Source organism: Euzebyales bacterium, from assembly GCA_035461305.1.
Lineage (GTDB): Bacteria > Actinomycetota > Nitriliruptoria > Euzebyales > JAHELV01 > JAHELV01.
In genome coordinates this window covers 37,019-59,876 of the sequence record DATHVN010000158.1, presented here as the reverse complement: position 1 = coordinate 59,876, position 22,858 = coordinate 37,019, and the positions used below count along the sequence as shown (strand labels likewise).

General features: G+C 71.0%; 22 protein-coding genes. 6 read left to right on the top strand and 16 right to left on the bottom strand.

Annotated features, from left to right (window positions below; all coding sequences use genetic code 11):
* Positions 1 to 573: 573 nt before the first annotated feature.
* Positions 574 to 2,205, bottom strand: coding sequence for a phosphoglucomutase (alpha-D-glucose-1,6-bisphosphate-dependent) (pgm, locus tag VK923_15090; protein ID HSJ45999.1), 1,632 nt, complete (start codon positions 2,203 to 2,205; stop codon positions 574 to 576).
* A 134-nt stretch (positions 2,206 to 2,339) separates the two neighbouring features.
* Here pgm and VK923_15085 point away from each other — a divergent pair, with 134 nt between their 5' ends.
* Positions 2,340 to 3,629 (top strand): aminotransferase class III-fold pyridoxal phosphate-dependent enzyme, encoded by a 1,290-nt coding sequence (locus VK923_15085; GenBank protein HSJ45998.1) that lies wholly within the window; start codon positions 2,340 to 2,342, stop codon positions 3,627 to 3,629.
* A 12-nt stretch (positions 3,630 to 3,641) separates the two neighbouring features.
* Here the strand turns inward: VK923_15085 and VK923_15080 are convergent, their stop codons facing one another.
* Positions 3,642 to 3,884, bottom strand: coding sequence for a DUF2630 family protein (locus tag VK923_15080; GenBank protein ID HSJ45997.1), 243 nt, complete (start codon positions 3,882 to 3,884; stop codon positions 3,642 to 3,644).
* Between the two features lie 187 nt (positions 3,885 to 4,071).
* Here VK923_15080 and VK923_15075 point away from each other — a divergent pair, with 187 nt between their 5' ends.
* Both VK923_15075 and VK923_15070 read left to right on the top strand, forming a co-directional pair.
* Positions 4,072 to 4,410, top strand: a complete 339-nt coding sequence (locus VK923_15075; protein ID HSJ45996.1) for a hypothetical protein — start codon at positions 4,072 to 4,074, stop codon at positions 4,408 to 4,410.
* Positions 4,411 to 4,761: 351 nt separating this feature from the next.
* On the top strand, positions 4,762 to 5,064 hold the full coding sequence (locus tag VK923_15070; GenBank protein ID HSJ45995.1) for a hypothetical protein: 303 nt from the start codon (positions 4,762 to 4,764) through the stop codon (positions 5,062 to 5,064).
* Between the two features lie 48 nt (positions 5,065 to 5,112).
* Here VK923_15070 and VK923_15065 read toward each other — a convergent pair whose 3' ends face one another.
* Together VK923_15065 and VK923_15060 are read right to left on the bottom strand one after the other, a co-directional pair.
* On the bottom strand, positions 5,113 to 6,744 hold the full coding sequence (locus VK923_15065; protein HSJ45994.1) for an FAD-dependent monooxygenase: 1,632 nt from the start codon (positions 6,742 to 6,744) through the stop codon (positions 5,113 to 5,115).
* The gene (locus tag VK923_15060) at positions 6,741 to 7,313 is read right to left on the bottom strand and encodes a hypothetical protein (protein ID HSJ45993.1); all 573 of its coding nucleotides are present in this window, start codon (positions 7,311 to 7,313) and stop codon (positions 6,741 to 6,743) included. Before VK923_15060 ends, VK923_15065 begins: the two co-directional genes overlap by 4 nt.
* A 282-nt stretch (positions 7,314 to 7,595) precedes the next feature.
* On the opposite strand from VK923_15060, the gene VK923_15055 reads away from it, so the two are divergent.
* Both VK923_15055 and VK923_15050 read left to right on the top strand, forming a co-directional pair.
* Positions 7,596 to 7,925 (top strand): hypothetical protein, encoded by a 330-nt coding sequence (locus VK923_15055; protein ID HSJ45992.1) that lies wholly within the window; start codon positions 7,596 to 7,598, stop codon positions 7,923 to 7,925.
* Positions 7,926 to 7,943: 18 nt separating this feature from the next.
* Positions 7,944 to 8,312: a hypothetical protein gene (locus VK923_15050; GenBank protein ID HSJ45991.1), complete on the top strand. Its 369-nt coding sequence runs from the start codon at positions 7,944 to 7,946 to the stop codon at positions 8,310 to 8,312.
* A gap of 89 nt (positions 8,313 to 8,401) precedes the next feature.
* On the opposite strand, the gene VK923_15045 is transcribed toward VK923_15050, so the two are convergent.
* The 8 genes from VK923_15045 to VK923_15010 all read right to left on the bottom strand — a co-directional run bounded on the left by VK923_15045 (position 8,402) and on the right by VK923_15010 (position 18,027).
* Positions 8,402 to 9,136: a hypothetical protein gene (locus VK923_15045; protein ID HSJ45990.1), complete on the bottom strand. Its 735-nt coding sequence runs from the start codon at positions 9,134 to 9,136 to the stop codon at positions 8,402 to 8,404.
* A 23-nt stretch (positions 9,137 to 9,159) separates the two neighbouring features.
* Positions 9,160 to 11,835: a phosphoenolpyruvate carboxylase gene (locus VK923_15040; GenBank protein HSJ45989.1), complete on the bottom strand. Its 2,676-nt coding sequence runs from the start codon at positions 11,833 to 11,835 to the stop codon at positions 9,160 to 9,162.
* Between the two features lie 186 nt (positions 11,836 to 12,021).
* On the bottom strand, positions 12,022 to 14,121 hold the full coding sequence (locus tag VK923_15035; protein ID HSJ45988.1) for a 3-hydroxyacyl-CoA dehydrogenase NAD-binding domain-containing protein: 2,100 nt from the start codon (positions 14,119 to 14,121) through the stop codon (positions 12,022 to 12,024).
* Between the two features lie 88 nt (positions 14,122 to 14,209).
* Complete coding sequence (locus VK923_15030) at positions 14,210 to 14,878, bottom strand: histidine phosphatase family protein (GenBank protein ID HSJ45987.1); 669 nt, start codon at positions 14,876 to 14,878, stop codon at positions 14,210 to 14,212.
* Positions 14,875 to 16,065 carry an acyl-CoA dehydrogenase family protein gene (locus VK923_15025; protein HSJ45986.1) on the bottom strand — a complete coding sequence of 397 codons (1,191 nt, stop codon included), beginning with the start codon at positions 16,063 to 16,065 and terminating at the stop codon, positions 14,875 to 14,877. Before VK923_15025 ends, VK923_15030 begins: the two co-directional genes overlap by 4 nt.
* 178 nt (positions 16,066 to 16,243) lie before the next feature.
* Positions 16,244 to 17,197 (bottom strand): TIGR00266 family protein, encoded by a 954-nt coding sequence (locus VK923_15020; protein HSJ45985.1) that lies wholly within the window; start codon positions 17,195 to 17,197, stop codon positions 16,244 to 16,246.
* 52 nt (positions 17,198 to 17,249) lie between these two features.
* Complete coding sequence (locus VK923_15015) at positions 17,250 to 17,669, bottom strand: SDR family oxidoreductase (GenBank protein ID HSJ45984.1); 420 nt, start codon at positions 17,667 to 17,669, stop codon at positions 17,250 to 17,252.
* Between the two features lie 28 nt (positions 17,670 to 17,697).
* Positions 17,698 to 18,027: an SDR family NAD(P)-dependent oxidoreductase gene (locus VK923_15010; GenBank protein ID HSJ45983.1), complete on the bottom strand. Its 330-nt coding sequence runs from the start codon at positions 18,025 to 18,027 to the stop codon at positions 17,698 to 17,700.
* A 155-nt stretch (positions 18,028 to 18,182) separates the two neighbouring features.
* Between VK923_15010 and VK923_15005 the strand changes: the two genes are divergently transcribed.
* Positions 18,183 to 19,763, top strand: coding sequence for an AMP-binding protein (locus tag VK923_15005; protein HSJ45982.1), 1,581 nt, complete (start codon positions 18,183 to 18,185; stop codon positions 19,761 to 19,763).
* An 82-nt stretch (positions 19,764 to 19,845) separates the two neighbouring features.
* Here the strand turns inward: VK923_15005 and chrA are convergent, their stop codons facing one another.
* The 4 genes from chrA to VK923_14985 all read right to left on the bottom strand — a co-directional run bounded on the left by chrA (position 19,846) and on the right by VK923_14985 (position 22,808).
* On the bottom strand, positions 19,846 to 20,985 hold the full coding sequence (chrA, locus tag VK923_15000; protein HSJ45981.1) for a chromate efflux transporter: 1,140 nt from the start codon (positions 20,983 to 20,985) through the stop codon (positions 19,846 to 19,848).
* A 214-nt stretch (positions 20,986 to 21,199) separates the two neighbouring features.
* Positions 21,200 to 21,652, bottom strand: coding sequence for an FABP family protein (locus tag VK923_14995; protein ID HSJ45980.1), 453 nt, complete (start codon positions 21,650 to 21,652; stop codon positions 21,200 to 21,202).
* An 85-nt stretch (positions 21,653 to 21,737) separates the two neighbouring features.
* Positions 21,738 to 22,115, bottom strand: coding sequence for a hypothetical protein (locus VK923_14990; GenBank protein HSJ45979.1), 378 nt, complete (start codon positions 22,113 to 22,115; stop codon positions 21,738 to 21,740).
* A 105-nt stretch (positions 22,116 to 22,220) separates the two neighbouring features.
* Positions 22,221 to 22,808, bottom strand: coding sequence for a 2'-5' RNA ligase family protein (locus VK923_14985; protein HSJ45978.1), 588 nt, complete (start codon positions 22,806 to 22,808; stop codon positions 22,221 to 22,223).
* Positions 22,809 to 22,858 lie beyond the last annotated feature (50 nt).

Genomic DNA, 22,858 nt, shown 5'->3' with positions numbered 1-22,858 from the left:
GCGCCACCTACACCGGCGACGGGCTCGTCCTCGACCCGCTCACCCCCACCCAACGCGTCATCCTCGCGCTGCTCGACATCCCCCTGCCCTGGCCCGAACGGCGAGACTAACCCTCAACCGATGCGGAAAACGGGGCTAGCTCGCACAAATCCCGGGCCGCCGGCAACAACGGCGAGGGGGATCGCCGTGCGCATGACCCGTGGAGTTTCACATCCGTGGTGCCGGCGGTCGCGCGGGCGCTGTCGATGCTGGCCATGCCTGCCGGCGCCGGGGACGTCGGCGCACGCCGCGGCTGGCGCGCGCTGTCGGGTCCACCTACGCCGACCCCGAGGCGGCGCGGCCGCTCGGACCAAGCCCAACATCCCGCCACCACCTCGAAATCTGGTGGGTCACCTCGAAGTTCGGCTCCTGCGCGATGTTGTGTCACCACCTCGAAGTCTGGTGGGCCACCTCAAAGTTCGACTACGCACCTTGGGCGCGAAGTTCGAGGTGGTGAGCGGAGTTCGGGGTAGTGGGCGGAGTTCGGGGTGGTGAGCGGGGATGAGCAGGGGCCCCCCGACGACTCGGCGGAGGTCAGGTCGCGGTGGCGGCGCTCACGATCTGCTGCGCCTCGTCGAGGATGCGCTCCAGGTGCTCCTCGCCGGCGAAGCTCTCGGCGTAGATCTTCGTCTTGTCCTCGGTACCGCTGGGCCGCGCCGCGAACCACCCCCGTGCCGTCACGACCTTGAGACCGCCGATCGGCTCGTCGTTGCCGGGCGCGCGCGTGAGCATCCGCTCGATCTTGTCGCCCGCGAGCTCGTCGGCGTCGACGTCGTCGGGTGACAGCCTCGCGAGCTTGGCCTTCTCGTCGGGCGACGCCGCGGCGTCGATGCGTCGGTAGACCGGTGCGCCGTGGCGCTGCGTGAGCCGCTCGTAGTGGACGCCGGGATCGTCGCCGGTCCGCGCGATGATCTCCGCGGCGAGCAGGCACAGGATCAGGCCGTCCTTGTCGGTCGACCAGACCGAGCCGTCGAACTGCAGGAACGACGCGCCCGCGCTCTCCTCGCCCCCGAACGCGAACCGGCCGTCGAGCAGGCCGTCGACGAACCACTTGAACCCGACCGGGACCTCGACCAGCGTGCGGCCGGCGTCTTCGACGACGGCGTCGATCATGCTGCTCGACACCAGCGTCTTGCCGATCGCCGCCTCGCGCGGCCAGTCGTCGCGGTGGTCGAGCAGGTAGCCGATGGCGACGGCCAGATAGTGGTTCGGGTTGCGCAGGCCGTCGGGTGTGACGATGCCATGGCGGTCGGCGTCGGCGTCGTTGCCGAAGGCGACGTCGAAGCGGTCGGCAAGGTCGATCAGGCTGCGCATGGCGTCGGGTGACGAGCAGTCCATGCGAATCTTGCCGTCGGTGTCCAGCGTCATGAAGCCGAACGTCGGATCCACGGTGTCGTTGACAAGGTCGAGGTCCAGGCCGTGGCGTTCGGCGATCGCGCCCCAGTACGCAACGCTTGCCCCGCCGAGCGGGTGCACGCCCATGTGCACGCCCGCCCCACGCACTGCGTCGAGGTCGACGACCTGCGGCAACTCGTTGACGTACGTGCCGAGGAAGTCGTAGCCAGCCACCTGGTCGTGGGTGTGGGCGTCGGCGACTCGTGGGATGCCGTCCGGGCCGGTGCGCAGCAGCTTGTTGGCGCGGTCCTCGATCCAGGTTGTGATGTCACCGCCCGCGGGGCCACCGTTGGGCGGGTTGTACTTGAACCCACCGTCGCGGGGCGGGTTGTGGGACGGTGTGATCACCACCCCGTCGGCACGTGGGCCGTCGCCCGCGTTGTGGCGCAGGATCGCGCGCGACAGCGATGGCGTTGGTGTGTAGCCGTCGCGGTCGTCGACGCAGACGTCCACGTCGTTGCCAGCGAACACCTGGAGCGCCGTGCCGAACGCCGGGGCCGAGAGCGCGTGGGTGTCGCGTGCCACGAACAGCGGACCGGTGATGTCGTGGTCGCGGCGGTACTCGCAGATCGCCTGGCTGATCGCCAGGATGTGGGTCTCGTTGAAGCTGCGGTCGAATGCGGACCCGCGATGGCCGGACGTGCCGAAGGCGACGAGCTGCGTCGGTTCCGCGGGGTCGGGCCGCTCGTCGTAGTAGGCGGCGATCAGGGCGTCGACGTCGATCAGGTCGTCGGCCGTCGCCGGCTGACCGGCGCGCTCATGTCGGCTCATCGCTGTGCACTCCTGACGGTGGCGTGTACCGTGCGCTGCGGATGCCGCGCTGCATCAACCATGCCCACTGGTGGGCGGGCCTATCGACGACGAACGAACATGACCTCATATGGCGACAGTGGTAGGTCGTAGGAATGAACCCGGCTCTGGATGACGCGCTCAAAGCGGCACGCGACCGCTACGTCGCCGAGCATCCACGCAGCGCGGCGCTGGCCGACCGCGCGCGACGGGTGCTGCCGGGCGGCAACACCCGGTCGGTGCTCCACATCGATCCGTTCGCGTTCCGGGTCGCCGTGGCCGACGGGGCGTACTTGCACGACGTCGACGGCCACCGCTACCTGGACATGCTCGGCGACTATTCGGCGGGTCTGCTCGGGCACGACCCCACGCCGGTCGCGGTCACCGTCCGTGCCCGACTCGACGAGGGCTGGGCCCTCGGCGCGATGGCCGAACCGGAGGTCGCGTTCGCCGAGACGGTCGCGTCACGCTTCGCGTCGATCGAGCAGGTGCGCTTCACGAACTCGGGCACCGAGGCCAACCTGATGGCGATCATGACGGCGCGCCATGCGACCGGACGCGACCGGGTCGTGGTGTTCGACGACGGTTACCACGGAGGCCTGCTCTACTTCGGACCGAGCGGTGCGGGCGTGCGCGTCCCCTTCGACTACGCCATCCTGCCCTACAACGACGCCGATGCGCTCGCGCGTGAGCTGGCGGCCAACGGCGACCGCATCGCCTGTGTGCTGGTCGAGCCGATGCTCGGCGCGAGCGGATGCATCCCGGCCACCCGCGACTTCCTTACGACGGCGCGCACGGTCACCCGGGACGCCGGTGCGGTGCTGGTGTTCGACGAGGTGATGACCTCGCGCCTGTCGCTCGGCGGGGCCCAGGACCTGCTGGGCCTCACGCCCGACATGACCACCCTGGGCAAGTACCTCGCCGGCGGCCTGACATTCGGCGCGTTCGGCGGGTCCCGCGAGCTGATGGCGGCCTTCGACCCGGCTGCCGGGGGCCTGGCGCACGGCGGCACCTTCAACAACAACGCCTTCACGATGGCGGCGGGCGTCGCCGTGCACGAGATCGTGGCCGCCGACGGCTGGCTCGACGCGCTGAACGCCCGCGGCGACCGCTTGCGGGAGCGCCTCACCACGGTCTTCCACGCGTCGGCGCTGCCGTTCTCGGTCACCGGCTGGGGGTCGCTGTGCGCCGTCCACCCCGTCGCGGGGCCGGTCACGGCGCCCGTCGACCTGCACGGCGCCGATGACCGGTGGCGCCAGCTGTTCTTCCACGATCTCCTCCACGCGGGGTTCTACCTGGCGCCGCGGGGCTACCTGGCGCTGAGCGCTGCGGTCACCGATGACGATCTCGACCGGTTCGTCGACGCGGTGGCAGAGTTCTGCGACCGGCGCCGCGCCATCGGGTGAGCCCCGGTCCCGCTACTGCTGATAGCGCTCGACCGTCTCGACGCCCCGCACCTGCGCGGCGTCCGGGTCGCTGTCGAACTCGCGGCGCGCACGCCGCTGGCGGAGTAGGTCCCAGCACTGGTCGAGCGCGATCTCGATCTGCTCGACCCGCGCACGGTCCGCCTCCTCGAGTGGTTCGTCGGCATGGCGATGGCGCAGTGCGTCCTCCTCCTCAACCAGTGCGGTGATCTGCGACAGGATCTTCTGGTCGTCCACGTCGAGTGCTCCCGGGAGGCGATTGCGGTCACCATAGCGCCGCCCGTACGCTGCGGAGCCTTGTTCACGAACGTGTTCGGACGGATGCCTCCGCTGCTGCTGCTGTGTCTGCCCGCCGTTCTCGTCGCCGCCTGCTCGGCATTTGACCGGTGACGGTGGTCGTGCAGCAGGCGGCGCGTCAGAGGGCGTGGTCGGCGTCGGGGCGCAGGTCCGCGTCGACCGGCTGGTGTCCGGACTGGAGGGCCCGACGCAGATGATCGTCGGTCCCGACGACCGCCTGTGGGTCGCGCAGCTCGTCGGCGGCGAGAACGCCGGCACCGGCCAGGTGGTGGCCGTCGACCGGGACTCGGGTGAGCTGGACGTCCTCGTCGACGGGCTCGACAAGCCGACCGGCATCGCCTGGCTCGACGGCGGTCTGTGGATCGCGACGCCCACGAGCGTGCTGCGTGCCGAAGACGACGACCGTCGCACTCGTCGACCGCCGTCGAGGGCCTACCGAACAACGGCCGTTCGCAGGGAACCCTGACCGCACCCCCGACGGCCGGCTGCTGTACGAGACCAGTGGTCGCGAGCGCGACGCGGCGCGGTCGAGGGTTCCGGCGCGCTGTGGATCCTCGACCCCGCCGACCCGGCCGCGCCCGAGCGGTTGGCATCGGGCCTGAAGAACGCCTACGCCCCACACCTTCACCGCGGGCGGGCAGCGGTGGACGACCGAGGTCGCCGAGCCCACCGGCGGATCGTCCGCGCCCGACGAGATCAACCGCGTGACCGCCGGCGCCGACTACGGCTGGCCAGCGTGCGTCGGCGATCGGGAACCGGTCGCGGCGTTCGGCGGTGACGAGGCACGCTGTCACGACACCTCGAGCCACCGCACGTCATGTTCGAACCCATCGGTGCGACGCCGACGTCGATCGTCGTCAACCCGTTCGATGCCGACCAGCTCGTGGTCGCGCTGTGGCACGTCGGCCGTGTCGTGACCGCGCCGATCTCCGGCGAGGGCGAGGTCGTCGACCTGTTGACGGGTATCGAGCGGCCGCAGCATCTGCTGGTCGACGGCGCTGCGCTGCTGGTGTCCGACCACGCCGCTGGGACGATCTGGCGGCGTGCGCGCCGACGACTGAACACCGAGCGGCCAGGCGCGGCCCGTGCGCACGGCCGACTGCGCGAGATCCGCGCCTGAGGGGATCCGGGCCTGCTCCCGTCCGGGCGCGTGCGTTCGTGTGCCCGTTCAGTCGTACGCGATGGGACGCCCCTGACTGACGGCCCCCGGCAGCCACCGTGCGAGGTGCCCCACGACGGGGCCGAGGTCGGCGCCCGCGCTCCGGTAGGCGACGTGGCCGTCCGGCCGGACCAGGTACTGCGCACTCGGGCGCGCGCCCAGCTGGTGCAGCAGCTCACCGCTCGGGTCGTGTAGCGCGTCGACGCCGGCCTCGGCGCCGATCTCGTGGACGTCCACGACGCCGTCGAACCGCTGGCGCATCGCGGAGATCTGCGAGCGGCTCCAGCACTTCGGTGGCCCGCACAGCAGCAGGTGGAATCGCGGCGTCGCCAACGCATCGTGCAGTCGGCAGGGCGTGCGACCACGGATCAACCGCGCGTCGGGCATCCGGGACCCGGCGCGCGGACCGTCACGCGGCCTCGGCCGCCCTTCGATCGCCAGCGCGCCGCGGGGGTACCGGACGCGGAGTTGGCCGATCGTGTGCAATGCGTACCGCCGCGGCCACGACAGCCGGACCGCCGCGGGAACGATGAGTGGTGCGAGCGCGGCGCGGGCGCGCTCGAGGACGGGATGGTCGGCTGCCTCCCCGAAGAAGATCAGATGGGTCAGGAGCATCGACATGCGTGCCGCGGGGCGGCGTTCGGCGTCGTACGTGTCGAGCAGAGCCTCGTCGCCTCGGCCACCGATGACCAGCCCGAGCTTCCAGCCGAGGTTGCACGCGTCCTGGATCCCCGTGTTCATGCCCCGCGCGCCCGCCGGGCTGTGCACGTGGGCGGCGTCGCCGGCGAGGACGACCCGTCCCGACCGGAAGGTGCTGGCCAGCCGGTGCTGCTGCGGGATGTCGGTGATCCATGCGACGTCCCGCACCACCACTCGGCCCGCGGTGACCGTCGCGACCTGTGAGCGCAGACCGTCGGCGTCGAGCGCGCCGGCCTCGCGCGATCGTCGGCCGCGGATCAGGACGACCCGCCACGGTGCGTGCTCCCCGCCGGCGAACAGCACGAGTCCGCCATGGGGACTGACGAATGCGTGCACTGGTTCGGCCGAGAGCTTGGCATCGATCACCACGTCCGCGAGCACCACCGACTGGCGGTACGCCGCGCCCACGAAGTCGATGCCGACGCCGCGCCGCACGGCGCTGTCCGCGCCGTCGCAACCTGCGACGAAGCCGACGTCCACGTGCTCCTCGACGCCGTCGCTGTGGCGCAGCACGGCCTCGACGCCCGAGTGTTCCATCCGGCTGGACAGGTACTCCGTCCCCCAGTCGACGATGAGTGCGCGGTCTCGCAGGTGGTCGCGCAGGACGGCCTCCGTCTCGGCCTGGCGCAGGATGAGCAGGAACGGGTACGGCGTGTCGCGCAGACCTGCGTCGTGCATGGCGACCGTCACCTCGCGGCCGCCGAGGTGCAGGCGCGCGGCTGCCGTCGTCTCTCCCCGCGCGACGAGTGCGGGGGTGACGCCGATGGGACGGAGCATCTCCAGCGTGCGCGGCTGTACGACGAGTGCCCGTGAGGGCCGGGACGGTGTCGGACGGCGGTCGACGATCCGCACGGTCGCGCCGAACGCGACGAGCTGGGCGGCCAGTGCGAGACCTGTGGGGCCTGCGCCCACGATCAGCACGTCGGCTGAGCCGCCCATCATGCGCTCTGCGCCTGCGTCGGCTCGGGAGGGATCAGGCGCGACCACGCGGGGCCATCAGTGACCAGCGTCGGGTCACGTAGCAGCGCATCGCGCCGGACGCCGGCCACGACGTGGTGGCTGACCGACCGCTGCACGGATACGACTCGGAGCAGTTGTGCAAGCGTCTCGGCGTAGTCGGAGGCCAGGTCGGCCCTGTTCCACTCGTACAGCCCGCGGTACACGCCGGTCTGCAGGTCCGTCAGCCACAGCTTCGACCGGAACCCGGGAAAGCCGGCGAACAACGGCGTGTGCAGCACGCACTCCCGCCGGAACGCCGCGTGCAACCACGGGCTGGTGCCGACCATGCGGAGGCTGAACCGCACGACGAGCACGGCTGGATCGGCCGTGGCGACGCCGTCGGCAGCGGTCTCCCGGAACACGTACGACATCGTGCCGTCGGCGAAGCGGAGTGGACGCGCGAGGTGGGTGGTCGGCTGGGACAGCTGGCCGGCGGCCACCAACTGCGCCGTTGTCACCGCCGATCTGACGAAGTGGCCGACGGTGGTCGTCGGTTGCCGATCGCCGAGCATCGTCGCCTCCTCGATGCCGAGGTGTCACCACCGGACAGGCTCCCCAGTGTGGTTCGTGTGGCGGATGGTCAAGTGCGTCGCAGGGCCCCGCGGTGCCGGGTCCTCTGTCCCGTTGCGTCCCATCCCGCCATGGCCGTGCGCTCGCGCTCCGGAGTGTCGAACGGCTCATCCACAGGGCGCGGAGGCGTGGGCAGCTGTCCGGTCCGAACCGGGCCGTTCGCCCTTGGAGACACACCACGCCTGCCCCCACACTTGCGACACCGCGAGACGAAAGGTGCACCGGTGCGTACACGCGTCGCCAAGGTCGCGCCGGATGTGTACTGCGCTGGACCGTGGGGGCGCACCCAGACCAACGTGTACCTCGTGCGCTCGGGCGCCCTGGGCATGACGATCGCGGCTACGTCGGACCCGTCGTGTTCGACAACACGGTTGGCCATCGGACCTGCCGAGGTCGGGGAGCACGTCATCCTCCTCGGCGGAGTCGCACCTTCGCACTACTCGATCATGGGATTCCTGCTGCAGGCTGCCGAGCTGGTCGAGGCGACCGCGCCGGCGATCGCACGGTCGATGGTTGCGGAGGGCGTCGACGTCGCCGTCCTCGTCCCCGTGTGACCGTTCTGCTGCCGGTCCGTGGGGCTGGCCGCGCTGGTGATCGAAGCGGCGGGGATCGCCACCGTGTCATTGTCGATGGTGCCGGACTTCACGGCCGCGGCCGGTGCGCCACGCGTCGCGGCGATCGAGTACCCGTGTGGCGTTCCGCTCGGTATGCCCGGCGACCGTGCCGGACAGATGGCCGTGCTCCGGGCCGCGCTCGATGTCCTCCGTACCGCCACGCGTCCTGGCCAGGTCGTCGATCTGCCGTTCGTGTGGCCCGACCCGCCACGTGCGTCCCGGTTCGAGCCGCCCGAACCCCCGCCCATCGCCCAGCTGCTCAAGCGCCAGCCTTGGCTGCTGCGCAGGCTGCTGTCGGGCGACATCCCATCCCACGACGCTGCGTGACCGGCGGCGTCGACGGTCTCGCCAACCTGCCGGCCTCACGATCGGTCAGATCCCGACCACCGACGGTCGGCGGTGGCGGATCAGGAGGTTCAGCCGTCGCGCGACGTGTCGATCACGGTCGCGGTCACCCCGCGATCGCCGTCACCGCGGTACCAGGCGCCGAGCACGTGGTTCCGCTCGCTGAGCGGATAGGGGATGTGCATCACGGCCGACCGGCCGTCGTCGGCAACCGTCGGGTGGAAGTGGAAGCCGTCGACGACCAGCTCGACGTCGCGCGCCTTCGGCGTGATGATCGTGATCTGGCGCCGCCGCGCGACGCTGATGCGCATCTGCGAGGGCACGGGAGGCGACAGCTCGACGGTTGCGTCGTCACCGCAGCGGACGACCTCGACGGCAATCGGCTCCTGGGTTTCGGCGTCGCCGAGCACGACCAGGTGCGTGGCGCTGTCAGGCGTCTGGGCAACGATCACGTCGTCGAACGGCGTGTCCTCGGTGGTCAGCGGGGTCAGCAGGGCGTCGAGGTCGGCCAGACCGTCGTGCGATCCGATCGCCGCTCGGGTCCGCGGACCGAGCAGCGCCCAGGCGGCGTCACGATCATCGGTGGCGATAGCCCGTGCGAGCGCACGGACGGTGGTGATGCCGACGTCGGGCGTCTCGATGGTCACCTGCGCCGACGACGTGCTCGGCGTCTGCCGGTCCGTCGCATCTGCCGTCGTCGTCGTGGCCAACGCGGTCGGTGCGGGTGCAGCCCGCTCGGCGGTCGAGCAGGCCAGCCCCGTCACCGCGATGACGAGGACGAGCGTGAGGGTCCGTGGGATTCCCACGCGCGGCAGTCTACGCCCGCCGCTCAGCCGGTGTTCTGCAACCCCGCCGCGACGCCGTTGACGGTCAGCTGGACCAGCCTGGACCAGCGCTCGGCGTCATCGCCGTCGCCTCGCGCGCCGCGCAGGGCACGCTGCTGCAGGAACGACAGCGCGTCGACATAGGGGTTGCGCAGGTCGACGGCCAGGCGCAGCACCGGGCGGTCTTCGAGCAGGCGGCGCTGGCCCAGCAGCTCGCGGACCAGCTCCTCTGTGCGCTCGTACTCGCGGGTGATCCGTGACGCGAGGTCCGGGCGGTCGGCCAGGTCGAGGTAGCCCTGGGCGATCAGCATGTCGGCCTTGACGAGGCTGAGCGCGGCGTTGTCGATCGCGGTGCGCAGGAACGGCCACCGCGCCATCAGGTCGCGCAGTGGCTGCATGCCACCCACGTAGGCTCGCCCCGCGGCGAGCCCTGCGCCCAGCCCGTACCAGCCCGGCAGGTTGATGCGCGCCTGCGCCCACGCGAAGCTCCACGGGATCGCTCGCAGCGACGCGAGCCCACCGCCGTTTCCGCCGCGCCGGGCGGGTCGTGAGCCGAGCTGTAGGGCGCCGAGCTCCTCGCTTGGTGTGACCGCCGCGAAGAACTCGGCGAAGCCGTCGCTCTCGACCAGCTCCCGGTAGACCGCCTCACTGGCCCGGGCCATCGTCCGGATGAGGTCCCAGTCGAGGGCAGCGGGATCCGGCTGATCGTGCGCGTGCAGCGACGCGCGGATGGTCGCGTTGGTGATCTGCTCCAGGTGGCGCTGCGCGAGCGGCAGCGTGCGGTACCGCGAGAACACCACCTCGCCCTGCTCTGTGATCTTGAACCGGCCGTTGACCGAACCGGGAGCCTGCCCGAGGATCGCGCGGTTCGCCGGTCCACCGCCACGGCCGACGGCGCCGCCGCGGCCGTGGAACAGTGTCAGCGCCACGTCGTTGCGGCCCGCCCACTCCGTCAGCGCGGCCTGCGCCTCGAACAGCGCGATGTTGGCCGCGAGGAACCCGGCGTCCTTGGTCGAGTCCGAGTAGCCGAGCATGACCTCGAACTGCCGCCCTTTCGCGTCGAGCCGTGCCTGCTCGCTGGGTAGCGACAGCAGGGTGTCGAGCTCCTTGGGTGCCCTGCGGAGGTCCTCGCGGCTCTCGAACAGCGGGACGACGTCGATCGTCAACGATCCGTCGGGGACCGCGAGCCGGGCCAGCGCCCGCACCGTCATCACATCGACCGCCTCGCGGCTCCAGCTGACGGCGTAGCGCCGGCACGCCTCGACGCCGTAGGTCGCCTGCAGCTCGGCCATCGTCTGGATGGTCCCGATGACCTCGCGTGCCAGGTCCGACGACGGTTCGACCCCCTCGGGCCAGCCGTCGGTGGCCAGCCGGTCCAGGGCGTGCAGGTCGCGCTCCGCTTCGGGTGTCAGCTCGCGGATGACCGCGTCGTGGGTGCCCGAGTCCTGTCGGATCTCCAACGACGCGAAGTGGAAACCGAACGTCTCCGCCTGCCAGCGCAGGTGCTGCAGCTCGCCGTAGGCGAGCCGCCGCGCGCCGCCGCTGTCGAGTGACCGCTGGACGAGCGCGATGTCGTCGATGAAGGCCTCCGCCGACGGGTAGCCGTGCGGTGTGCGCTCCCGCGTCGCCTCGAGGCGGTCGGCCATCGCGATCATGTGCATGCGGTGCGGCTGGTCAGCGGCACGCTTCACGATCGACTCCCACCGGGCCGGCCACCGTTCGGCGTCATCCTCGAGCGCCCGGCGCAGGTGCCTGCTCGGCGGCGTCGACGCGGACGTTGCCGTGAGGGTGCGGCCGATGCGCCGCGTCGCCCGCTCGAGGCCGCGCAGGACGTGCTCGGTCTGGATGGCCACGGTCCGGCTGGTAACCTCGGCGGTGACGTACGGGTTGCCGTCGCGGTCGGCGCCGACCCAGCTGCCCCAGCGCAGGAACGTCGGGAACTCCGGAGGGCGCGCCCCCACCGTCTCGGGCCCGAGCGCGCGGTCGAGCTCGCGGTAGATCCGCGGGAGTACCAGGAACAGGGTGTCGTCGAACACCGCGAGGTTGCGACGGACCTCGTCGAGCGGCGTGGGCTGCTGGTCGCGGATCTGCGCGGTGCGCCACAGGATGGCGATCTCCTCGCGGAGGCTGCGCGCGATGTCCGCCCGGGCGGTGCGGGGCAGGTGCACGACGTCGAAGCGGTCGAGCTGCTCGCCGATGCGGCGCAGGGCCTCCGTCACGACGCGGCGCCGGGCCTCGGTCGGGTGCGCGGTGAACACCGGGTGGATCCGCAGCCGACCGAGCAGTGCGGTCAGCGCCTCCCGTCCGTCACGCGCCACCGCCTCGTTGACGGCCGCCGCGAGCGAGTCGGCGATCGCCTCGCGCTGCTCGCCACGCTGGCGCAGCGTGCGCATGCGCTGGCGCTCCTCGGCGAGGTTGATCAGCTGGAAGTAGCAGGTGAACGCGCGGGCGACCGCCTCGGCGCGGCTCAGGTCCATCGCGTCGATCTGCTCATGGATCTCGTCGAGTGCCGCGGGGGTCGCGTCGCGACGGAATGCGATGGTCGCCATGCGCAACTCCTCGACCGCGCGGAGCAGGTCGGTCCCGCCGGCCTCGGCGATGATCTGCCCGAGCGCGTCCCCGAGGATGCGCACGTCGCGTCGCAGCTCCGACGGCATGCTGATCTGGCGCTCTTGTCGCATGCCACCACGCTACGCGGCGCGCGTGACGGCCACGTTTCGTGTCGGTGCCACCTTCTGGGGACGCGCCCCAACGCAGGCTCGCCGCGGTGTCCCCGGACCTGGGCCGATCGGCGGCGGTGGGGACGCGCCCCAACGCCGGCTCGCCGCGGTGTCCCCAGAAACCGGTGGGCACGGGCCGGCGTCCCCTCACGCGTCGGCGAACGTCCTGCCGTCCATGGCCAGCTCGCGCAGCAGGGGTGCCGGCTCCCAGCGGTGGCCGTGACGCTGGTGGAGCCGGTCCGTGGTGGCGAGCACCTCGTCGAGGCCGACGAGACCGGCGTGGAACATCGGCCCACCGCGGTGTGCGGGGAATCCGTAGCCGTGGACGTAGATGACGTCGATGTCGCTCGCCCGCTGGGCGATGCCCTCCTCAAGGATGCGTGCGCCCTCGTTGATCAGCTGGCCGAGCAGGCGGTCGCGGATCTCCTGGTCGTCGATGTCACGCCGCTCGATGTCGTGCTCCTTGGCGTGCGCGACGATCAGCTCCTCGATCTCCGGATCGGGCACGGGGGTGCGGCTGCCCTCGTCGTAGCGGTAGAAGCCCGCGCCGGTCTTCTGGCCCAGCCGGTCGCGTTCGACGATCGTGTCGGCGATCGTGCGCTCGCGCGCGTCAGGGTTGATGCCACGGGCGACGGCCTGCTGGTTGCGGATCCGGTAGCCCACGTCGAGCCCGGCCAGGTCCTGCACTGCGAACGGGCCCATCTTGAAGCCGAAGTCCGTCATGACCCGGTCGACGTCTTGCGGCAGGGCGCCCTCCTCGATGAGGGCCGTCGCCTCGTCGACGTACACGTGGAACATGCGGTTGCCGACGAAGCCGTCGCACACGCCCACGACCACCGGCACCTTGCCCATCTTCTTCCCGAGCGTCACCGCCGTCAGCAGCGCCTCGTCGGACGTGGCCTCGCCCCGCACGACCTCGAGCAGCCGCATCACGTTCGCCGGGCTGAAGAAGTGCATGCCGACGACGGATGCCGGGCGGTTCGTCGCCCGGGCGATCTCGTTGACGTCCAGCGTCGAGGTGTTGGTCGCCAGCACCGCGTGGTCCGCGGCGGTGCCGTCGAGGCGTCCGAACACCTCGCGCTTGAGGTCCATGTCCTCGAACACCGCCTCGATGACCACGTCGGCGTCGGCCACCCCTTCGAAGTCCGTCGTGCCGGCGATGCGGTCCAGCCGGCGCCGCTTCTCGTCGGGCTCCAGCCGCCCCTTGTCGACCGTGCGCTGGTAGTTGCCCTCGACCCTGGCCAGGCCCCGGTCGAGGCTGTCCCGGTCCACCTCGACGACCGTGACGGGGATGCCGGCGTTCGCGAAGTTCATCGCGATGCCGCCACCCATGGTCCCAGCACCGATCACGGCGCCCTGCCGTATCGTGCGTGGTTCGACGTCGTCGCCGATGTCGTCGATCTTGGCTGCGCGACGCTCGGCGAAGAAGACGTGGCGCAGGCTCCTGGACTGGTCCGACTCCATCAGCTCTTCGAACAGCTCACGCTCGCGCCGGACGCCCTCGCCGAACGGCAGCTCGACGGCGGCCGCAACCGCGTCGATGCAGCGCTGCGGTGCGATCAGCCCTGGTGCGCGCCGCTCGGCCTCGGCGCGGGCGCCGTCGACAATCTCTCTGGCATCGCCGTCGACCGCCACCTCGAGCTCGTGGGTGCGCCGCAGCGGGTCGTCCTCGCTCGTCATGCGCTGGGTGAAGGCGACGGCGGTGGCGACCACGTCGTCCTCGGCGAGCGCGTCGACCAGGCCGAGCTCGTGGGCGCGACGGCCGTCGACGGGGGAGCCGGTCGTGATCATGCGCAACGCGGTGGTCAGACCGACCAGCCGTGGCAGGCGCTGGGTCCCGCCCGCACCGGGCAACAGGCCGAGCTTGACCTCGGGGAGGCCCAGGTTGGCGTCGGGCGTGGCGATGCGCCAGTGGCATGCCATCGCCATCTCGAGCCCGCCACCGAACGCGGTGCCGCGGATCGCCGCGACGACCGGCTTGGATGCCTCGGCGAGCGTGTGGATCAGCCCGGGCAGGTCGGGGGCCTCATCGCGGGGCATGCCGAAGGTCGTGATGTCCGCGCCGGCGACGAAGTGGCTTCCGGCACCGGTGATCACGATGGCGCGGACCCCGTCGTCGGCCTCGGCATCGCGTACGTGCGCCGCGATCCCCTCGGGGACGCTGGGGCTGAACACGTTGAGCGGTGGGTTGTCGATGGTGATCACGGCGACGGCGCCGTGACGGTCTGCAGTGACGCGATCAGTCATGCCGTGCATCCTGCCCGCCCGCGCCGGTGGCAGACATCGACGTGGCGGATCACCGGGGATGTCCGCGCCTCCGGGCGCGGCCTCCCGGTCAGAGGTGGGCCTGGTCGTTCCAGGTCGTCAGCACCCAGCCGGACAGGTCGAGGCCATCCATCACGCGGCGGTCGTGGCGTTCGAACACCGTGATGCCGGTGTTGGCATGCCCCATGCGGTACAGCGCGGGCAGGTGAGCGGGCACGAAGTCCTCGCCGAACAGCGTGACCCCGAGGAACCAGTGCAGGAAGCCGAAGTGGCTGACGGCCACGACACGCCCGTGGTCGGCGTCACCGTGCAGGCGCTGCTGGACCCTGTGGACCCGAGCGACGACGTCGGCGAAGGACTCAGCGCCCGGCTCGGCGTAGGTCGGGTCGGCAGCGGGCATCCATGCCAGCGTCGCGTACCGGTGCTGCTGATCGGGGCGGGCGGCGTAGAACGCGTCGCACTGCCGGACCTCGAACAGGTCCGGATCGGTCGACAGCGGCAGGTCGAGGGTCTCGGCAATGCCTGCGGCAGTCTCCTGCGCACGCCTCATCGGGCTGGCGACGATCGCCTCGAGCCCTTTGTCGCGCAGGCGACGTCCCAGCTCCCGGGCCTGCGCCCACCCGCGATCAGACAGCCGGTCGCTGTCGTCCGGACGGTCGCGACGGGCTCGGTCGGCAACGTTGGCGACCGACTCGCCATGGCGCACGAAGTGGATCGCTGGGCGGGTCCCGTGGTTCACCTGTGCTTGCGCAGCTCGAGTCTGGCGACGGCCTCGGCGTGGACCTCGTCAGGCCCGTCCGCAAGCCGCAGGGTCCGTGCGTTTGCCCACGCCTCCGCCAGGAACGTGTCACCCGACACGCCCGCGCCACCGTGCACCTGGATGGCCCGGTCGATGACCCGCTGCGCCATCGCGGGTGCGACCACCTTGATCATGGCGATCTCGGCACGGGCTGCTTTGTTGCCCACCGTGTCCATCTTGTGGGCGGCGTCGAGCACGAGCAGCCGTGCCTGGTCGATCTCGATGCGGGACCGTGCGATGTCGGCGCGGACGGTCCCGTGCTCGGCGAGCGGGCGGCCGAAGGCCTCCCGGTCCAGCGCACGGCGGCACATCGCATCGAGCGCGCGCTCGGCCTGGCCGATCAGGCGCATGCAGTGGTGGATCCGTCCGGGCCCCAGCCGGCCCTGGGCGATCTCGAACCCGCGCCCTTCGCCGAGCAGCATGTTGGCCGCCGGCACGCGCACGTCGTCGAAGGTGATCTCGGCATGACCGTGGGGTGCCTCGTCGTAGCCGAACACCGTCAGCGTCCGCTCGACCGTCACGCCCGCAGTGTCCATCGGCACCAGCATCATCGACTGCTGCCGGTAGGTCTCGGCGTCGGGGTCGGTCCTGCCCATCACGATCGCGATCTCGCACCGCGGGTTGCCGGCACCGGTCGTCCACCACTTGCGGCCGTTGATCAAGCAGTCGTCACGGTCACGCACGATGCTGGCGCTAATGTTGGTGGCGTCCGACGACGCGACGTCGGGTTCGGTCATCGCGAAGCACGACCGGATCTCACCGTCGAGCAGCGGTCGCAGCCAGCGGTCCTGTTGCTCGGCCGTGCCGTAGCGGGTCAGGACCTCCATGTTGCCGGTGTCGGGAGCGTTGCAGTTGAAGACCTCCGGCGCCCACAGGACCCGTCCCATCACCTCGCACAGCGGTGCGTACTCGAGGTTGCTCAGGCCCGCACCGAGGTCGCTGTCGGGCAGGAAGAGGTTCCACAGCCCTGCGGCGCGGGCGCGGCTCTTGAGCTCGTCGATGATCGCCGGCGACTTCCAGCGGTCGCCCTCGGCGACCTGCTGCGCGTAGGTCTCCTCGTTGGGATGGATGCGGTCGTCAATGAACGCCACGAGGCGCTCGTGGAGGTCGCGTGCGCGGTCTGACATCTCGAGCTGCATCTGGGCCCCAGGCACGGTCGACGGCATCGGCTCGCCGACAGCATTCCGCCGCCATCCATCACGCACACCAGGCATCACTGGGCGGGGCTGCCGAAGCACCGGATGCGCGACGCTCCGACGACCACGTCGCGTTCGTGGCCGCGAACGCGACGTGGGGGCCAGTGGGCTACTCGAACAGGTTGCCGAGTTGGCCGAGCATCGAGCTCTCGCCGTCGTTGCGACGCACCGTGACGTTGGCGGCAACGCGGGCGGCCAGGCGGGCGAACGGCAGCGACTGGATCCACACGCGGCCCCTGCCGCGGATCGTCGCCAGGAAGATCCCCTCGCCACCGAAGACCATGGTCTTGAGGCTGCCGGCACGCTCGATCGAGTACTCCAGGGTCGGTTCGAGCGCGACTAGGCACCCGGTGTCGAGCCGCAGCGTCTCGTTCTGCAGCTCGCGAACGACCACGGTGCCGCCGGCGTGCAGGAAGCACTTCCCGTCGCCCTGCAGGTCCTGCAGGATGAACCCATCGCCGCCGAACAGACCCGCCCCGAGCTTGCGGTTGAACGCCACGCCGACCCGGGTCCCCATGGCGGCGCACAGGAACGCATCCTTCTGTGCGATCAGCCTGTTGCCGACGTCGTCGAGGTCGATCGGGACGATCTTGCCGGGGTACGGCGCGGCGAAGCTGACCTTCGCCGCGCCCGAGCCCTGGTTGGTGAAGTGGGTCAGAAACAGCGACTCTCCGGTGATCGCGCGGCGTCCCGCGCCCAGCAGCTTGCTGACCACCCCCCGGCCTGGTTCGGTCCCGTCACCCATGCGCGTCTCGAATGCCACGCCCTCGGACATGGCCAGCATCGTGCCGGCCTCACCAATGATCGTCTCGCCCGGGTCCAGCTCGACCTCGACGAACTGCAGATCGTCGCCGAAGATCTCGTAGTCGATCTCGTGGCTGTCCACCGCTGCCCTCGGCGCACCACCGGGGCCGAACTGGCCGGTGGGTTCGGGTGCGACCGGAGGCGGCGCTGTCACCGAGCGGGTCTGGGTCGTCCACGCCTGGCCGTCCCAGTAGCGCTCGATGTCGGGTGGATCGCCCTGCGCGGGGTACCAGCCCGCGGGTGGCAGTGCGTCGCTCACAGTCCGTCCTCTCGCCCCTGTGTGGTCCGTCCGGGGCGTGGACCCCATCATCTCACACCGCGGTGATGCCGCCGTCGACCGCGATCGTCTGGCCCGTGATGTAGGCCGAGGCGTCCGAGGCCAGCAGCACCGCGACGCCCTTGAGGTCCTCGGGTCCACCAGTCCGCCCCAGCGGTGTGGCGTCCTCGATGATCTCCTGCGCGTACTCGAGGGTTCCGCGCGTCATCTTCGTCGGGAAGTAGCCCGGGGCGATCGCGTTGACGGTGATGCCGTGCCGCGCCCACTCGGCGGCCAGCGCCCGGGTCATCGCGATGACCCCACCCTTGGATGTGTTGTACGCGACGGTCCCCACCATCCGGGGGTTGTTGCCCTGCAGGCCCGCGATCGAGGCGATGTTGACGATGCGCCCAGCGCCGCGCGGGATCATCGAGGCGGCCGCGACCCGCTGGGTGAGCAGGAACGTGGCGGTCAGGTTCAGGTCGACGACCTTGTGCCACGCGTCACGTGGGTGTTGCTCGGCGGGGGCGCCCCAACGTCGCGCCGGCGTTGTTGACCAGGATGTCGATCGCGTCCTGGCGCTCGAGCACCCCGTCGACGAAGGCGTCGACGGCGTCGGGCTGCGACAGGTCGCTGGCCGTCGCGGTCACGGTCACGCCCTGCCCGCGCAGTCTGGCCGCGGCCTGGTCGAGCTGCTCCTGCCGTCGGGCGGTCAGCACGAGCCGCGCGCCCTGCTCGCCGAGCGCCTCCGCGATCTGCAGGCCGAGCCCGCGGGACCCGCCCGTGATCACCGCGGTGCGGCCCGACAGGTCGAACAGCTGCGCGACGCCCACATGTGCTCCGTTCAGGCTCGTCCGTCGCGGGCACGCTACCGGGTCGGCGCACGGCTGACACGTCGCCCTCGTGGTGCGTCGGCAGACCATTGTCAAGCGGCGCGACCACGGTGAGACTCGTTTGGTCACCAGGGCAGCCGAAAGGTTCGGAGCCGATGATCCACCGCAGCCCGTTCCCCGATGTCGAGGTGCCGGACGTGTCGCTGCCGGCCTACGTGCTGCGCGACGTCGAGGCGCACGCGGACAAGGTCGCGCTGATCGATGGCCCGTCGGGACGCACGCTGCGCTACGGCCAGCTCGGGGGCGCCGTCGCCCGCGTCGCGTCGGGGCTGGCGGCACGCGGCCTCGGCAAGGGCGATGTGCTCGCGATCGTGAGCCCGAACCTGCCGGAGTACGCGGTGGTGTTCCTCGCCGTGACCAGCCTCGGCGGCGTCGTCACGACGGCCAACCCGCTGTCCACACCCGACGAGCTGCACCATCAGCTGGTCGATTCCGGCGCGACGATGCTGGTGACCGTCCCCCCGCTGGTCGGGCCGGCGCGGCAGGCGATCGAGCGCACCGTCGTCCGCGAGCTCATCGTGCTCGGCGAGGCCGAGCAGACGACGTCGTTGGCGGCGCTGCTCGACGACGGCGTTACCGTTGACCCGGCGCCGATCGACCCGGGCACCGATCTCGCGGTGCTTCCGTACTCCAGCGGCACGACCGGGACGTCGAAGGGCGTGATGCTGACCCATGGCAACATCGTCGCCAACCTCGTCCAGATCGATGCGATGGCGCCCCACGTCGCGGTGCCGATCAGCGGCCACGACGTGGTGCTGGGCCTGCTGCCGTTCTTCCACATCTATGGCATGACCGTGATCATGTGCTACGGGCTGTTCAAAGGCGCCACGATCGTGACGATGCCGCGGTTCGACCTCGAGCGGTTCCTCGACCTGATCCAGACACACGACGTGTCCTACGTCAACGTCGTGCCACCGATCGTCCACGCGCTCGCCAAGCACCCCGTCGTCGACAGCTTCGACCTCCGCTCGGTGCGCGGCCTGATGTCGGGCGCGGCGCCTCTCGGCGGTGACGTGGCCCGCATGACCGCCGAGCGCATCGGCTGCACCGTCATGCAGGGCTACGGCATGACCGAGCTGAGCCCTGTCAGCCACAGCAACCCCGACGACGCCGGGACCATCGATCCCTCCCTGGTCGGTCCGCCGATCCCGGGCACCGAGTGCCGGCTGGTCGACGTCGACACAGGCGAGGACGTCGGCGTGGGCGAGCCCGGCGAGCTGCTGGTGCGCGGACCGCAGGTCATGCGCGGCTACCTCAACAACCCGGAGGCGACGGCAGCAGCCATCGACGAGGACGGCTGGCTGCGGACGGGCGACATCGCCACCGTCGACGACGCCGGCTACTTCGCGATCGTCGATCGCGTCAAGGAGTTGATCAAGTACAAGGGCTTCCAGGTCGCGCCCGCCGAGCTCGAGGCGCTGCTGCTGACCCACGCCGAGGTCGCCGACGCCGCGGTGGTCGCCAGCCCCGACGAGGAGGCCGGCGAGGTGCCAAAGGCCTACGTCGTGTCCCGGGGCGAGCTGGACCCCGACGACCTGATCGGGTTCGTGGCCGAGCGGGTCGCACCGCACAAGCGGGTGCGACGCGTCGAGTTCGTCGAGCAGATCCCGAAGTCGGCGTCGGGCAAGATCCTTCGTCGTGAGCTGATCGAACGCGAGTGCGCCGCCGCCGGGTAGCGGCCTGCCGAAACCGCACCCGGGTGCGGTCAGGGTCACGGGCGCCATCTGACGCGGGTGCTGGCCCGGCGAGCCCTCCGCATCAGATCAGGCCGCTCGCCGCAACCGCGATCCCGATTGCCGCGCCACCCAGGACCAGCCAGGCCGAGTTCAGGCTGGTCCGCCACAGCAGCAGAGCCGTCACCAGCGCGAGAACGACGGTCAGAGGATCAACGAGGGCGTCGCCGGTCAGTTCGAGCAGCACGCCTGCCATCAGACCGACGGCGGCCGCGTTGACGCCGTCGAGCAGCGCGGCCGTCCACGTGCGCAGGCGCAGGCGTTCGACGTACGGCCCGATCGCCGCGACGAAGCAGAACGCGGGCAGGAAGATCCCGACCGTGGCGACCACCGCGCCCGGCACTCCCGCGATCAGGTAGCCGATGAACGTCGCGGTGGTGAACAACGGCCCCGGCGTGAACTGGCCGATGGCGACGGCGTCGAGCAGTTGCTGGTTGGTCAGCACGTCCAGGCGGACGACAAGGTCGCTCCGCAGGAAGGCGAGCAGGACGTAGCCGGAGCCGTAGAGCACAGCGCCGATCTTGAGGAACACGGCCAGGACGCGACCGAGCCCGAGCGATCCCGACTGCTCGGTCGCCAGCAGCAGCGCGACCACGCCTGTCGGTCCCGTGGCTGGCCCGACCGTGCGCCACGCCAGCACGACCAACGCCCCGACGAGCAGGATGGCGATCTCGTTGCCGCGGAGCACATAGGCGACGACCGCCGCGACGCCCACCACCCACTGCAGCCGGCCGGCCAGCGCCGTGCGTCCCAGCTTGACAAGCGCCTGGCCGATGATCGCCAGTACGACTGGCTTGACACCGTAGAGCAGCGCCTGGCCGTTGGGCGTCTGGCCGTAGCGGACATAGGCCACGGCGCAGGCCAGGACGATCGCGGCTGCCGGCAGTATGAAGCTGGCACCCGCGACGATCAGGCCCCGCCAGCCGGCGCGCACCCGGCCGACGTGCATCGTCATCTCGGTCGAGTTCGGTCCGGGGATCAGGTTCGTCACGCCGATGAGGTCGACGAACGCGCCGTCGGACAGCCATCGGCGCCGCGTCACGACCTCGTCGTGCATCATCGCGATGTGTGCCGCCGGCCCGCCGAACCCGACGACGCCGAGACGGCCGAACAACCGTGCGAGCTCGCCGAGTCGACCGCGCCTCTCTGCTTCGGGCGCGGTCACCGCCGACCCCACCGGTGGCGGCGAACCCGAAGCCGTCGCGTACGCGGAGCGCCCTGCGGTCGATGGTGTCGCGTGGGGGACCACTGCACCGGGCTGTGAGGGCTCGAAGCCACTGTGAACGCTCGTTGTGTCATCGGCATCGGTTGTGACGACCACGGCGACCAGATCGCCGGACTCCTGGTCGCGGTGCCCGCCGGCGTCTGATCCCGCACGCTCACCCCTGCCGACGCAGCTGAGCCCGCAGGTGGTGACCGTCGACGACCCCGCCGTAGCTCATCCACAGATCGACGACCAGGTCGTCGCCGCGCAGCTCCCAGCGCCGTCGTACCGTGTCGACCCGCAGTGCCGAAGCGGTGCGTCCGAACGCCGTCAGCCCGAGCTCGTAGACGCCGCCGGCGCTGGGGCCGTGGTGGATCTCCGTGAAGCCGGTCGGCTGCGCGATGACCAGCTCGACCCGGTCGCGGTCGACCCGGACGTAGCCGCACTCCGCATGCAGTGGTGTGTCCGTGCCGGCACGCAAGGTCTGCTGGGTGTAGCTCAGGATCGGCTTGTCGCCGAGCCGCGAGAACGTCAGCTGCTCGCGGTAGGCGAACGGCTCCATGGTGGGATAGTGGCCTTCGCCGGGCCCCTCCCACACGCCCTCCAGCGCATCAAGAAGCCCCCTCACCACGTTGATCCCCGCCCGCCGGGCTCGCTGCGCTCGCCCCTCACCCGTGAGAGTCCCCGCCCGCCGGGCTCGCTGCGCTCGCCCCTCACCCGAGCCGCCAGGCATATGAGGGGATGGCGACGATGACGATGACCAGACTCACGGTTACAGCGATAAGGCCGGTCATCGCACTGCGGGTCCGTCGCGCCCGGGCGACTCCAGCCGAAGCGACGCCGGTCGCAAGCAGCATCATCACCGGGTGGATGAACGACAGGAACACGTTCGCGCCGCTCCAGCGCCCCTGGAGCACCCACGGCACGACGCCGAGCAACAGCTGGATCCCGATCACCGCGGCGTACAGCGAGCCGAGCCGCTCCGTGAGGGCGTCAAAGCCGTTGCGGCCGCGCGCGCGTCCATAGCCCACGATGGCGGCGATCGCCGCCAGCAGGACCAGCCAGCGCATGAGGCTGTGCAACAGCACCATCGAGCAGCGTCCTCCTGTGACGGGGTCGGGTCGCCAGTCTGACAGCTCGGCGGACCGTTTCGATCGACCGGTGCCCCCTGTGCGGTCCGCGACCGCAGCCGCGTCTCAGTCGGCGCTGCGGCTGCGGGGCAGCTGCGCGATCGGTGTGATCCGCCCGCTGTCGGTGTTCTGGATGCCGACCTCGACGATGTCGGCGTCGATGGGCCGCAGCCGCTTGACGGCGTGCACCGCCGTCGTGACCTGGTCGTGGGTCAGGCCTTGTGCCAGCGTGCAATGGGGGACCCACGCGTCGGGCAGGTAGTGCCGACCCGACTCGACGCCCACGGCCGCCAGGCGGGCATGCAGCTCGTGGTGGAGGCTCAGCAACCGCCGGGTCGGCGTGACGCCGAGGTAGACCACACCGGCGCGGCCCGGAAACACAGCGATGGATCCGAGGCGCAGGATCACGTCAGTCGCCTCGGTCAGGGGCTCAACTGCCGCACGGGCCTGGTCGAACGTGAGACGCTCGGCGACGAGCAGCGACACGTGGGGACGGTGCTGGCAGTGGCCGGCAGTGGCCATGCTTCGCAGGCCGCGGGCCTCCAGGTTCGCCCACATCGTGCGAACCGCGGACTCGGCGTGCGGATCGAAGAAGAGCTCGAGTGCGTATGCCACAGCGCCCGAGTATGCGGGCGCGAAGCGCGGAGCGCGCAAGATTTCTGTCCGGCGGAGCCGGTCGTCCAGTCGTTTGCGGAACGAGGCCC

Coding starts and splice junctions, on each gene's coding strand:
- pgm (HSJ45999.1), bottom strand. CDS start 2,205: ATGAGCCGACATGAGCGCGCCGGTCAGCCGGCGACGGCCGACGACCTG.
- VK923_15085 (HSJ45998.1), top strand. CDS start 2,340: ATGAACCCGGCTCTGGATGACGCGCTCAAAGCGGCACGCGACCGCTAC.
- VK923_15070 (HSJ45995.1), top strand. CDS start 4,762: ATGTTCGAACCCATCGGTGCGACGCCGACGTCGATCGTCGTCAACCCG.
- VK923_15065 (HSJ45994.1), bottom strand. CDS start 6,744: ATGATGGGCGGCTCAGCCGACGTGCTGATCGTGGGCGCAGGCCCCACA.
- VK923_15060 (HSJ45993.1), bottom strand. CDS start 7,313: ATGCTCGGCGATCGGCAACCGACGACCACCGTCGGCCACTTCGTCAGA.
- VK923_15040 (HSJ45989.1), bottom strand. CDS start 11,835: ATGCGACAAGAGCGCCAGATCAGCATGCCGTCGGAGCTGCGACGCGAC.
- VK923_15035 (HSJ45988.1), bottom strand. CDS start 14,121: ATGACTGATCGCGTCACTGCAGACCGTCACGGCGCCGTCGCCGTGATC.
- VK923_15025 (HSJ45986.1), bottom strand. CDS start 16,065: ATGTCAGACCGCGCACGCGACCTCCACGAGCGCCTCGTGGCGTTCATT.
- VK923_15005 (HSJ45982.1), top strand. CDS start 18,183: ATGATCCACCGCAGCCCGTTCCCCGATGTCGAGGTGCCGGACGTGTCG.
- VK923_14990 (HSJ45979.1), bottom strand. CDS start 22,115: ATGGTGCTGTTGCACAGCCTCATGCGCTGGCTGGTCCTGCTGGCGGCG.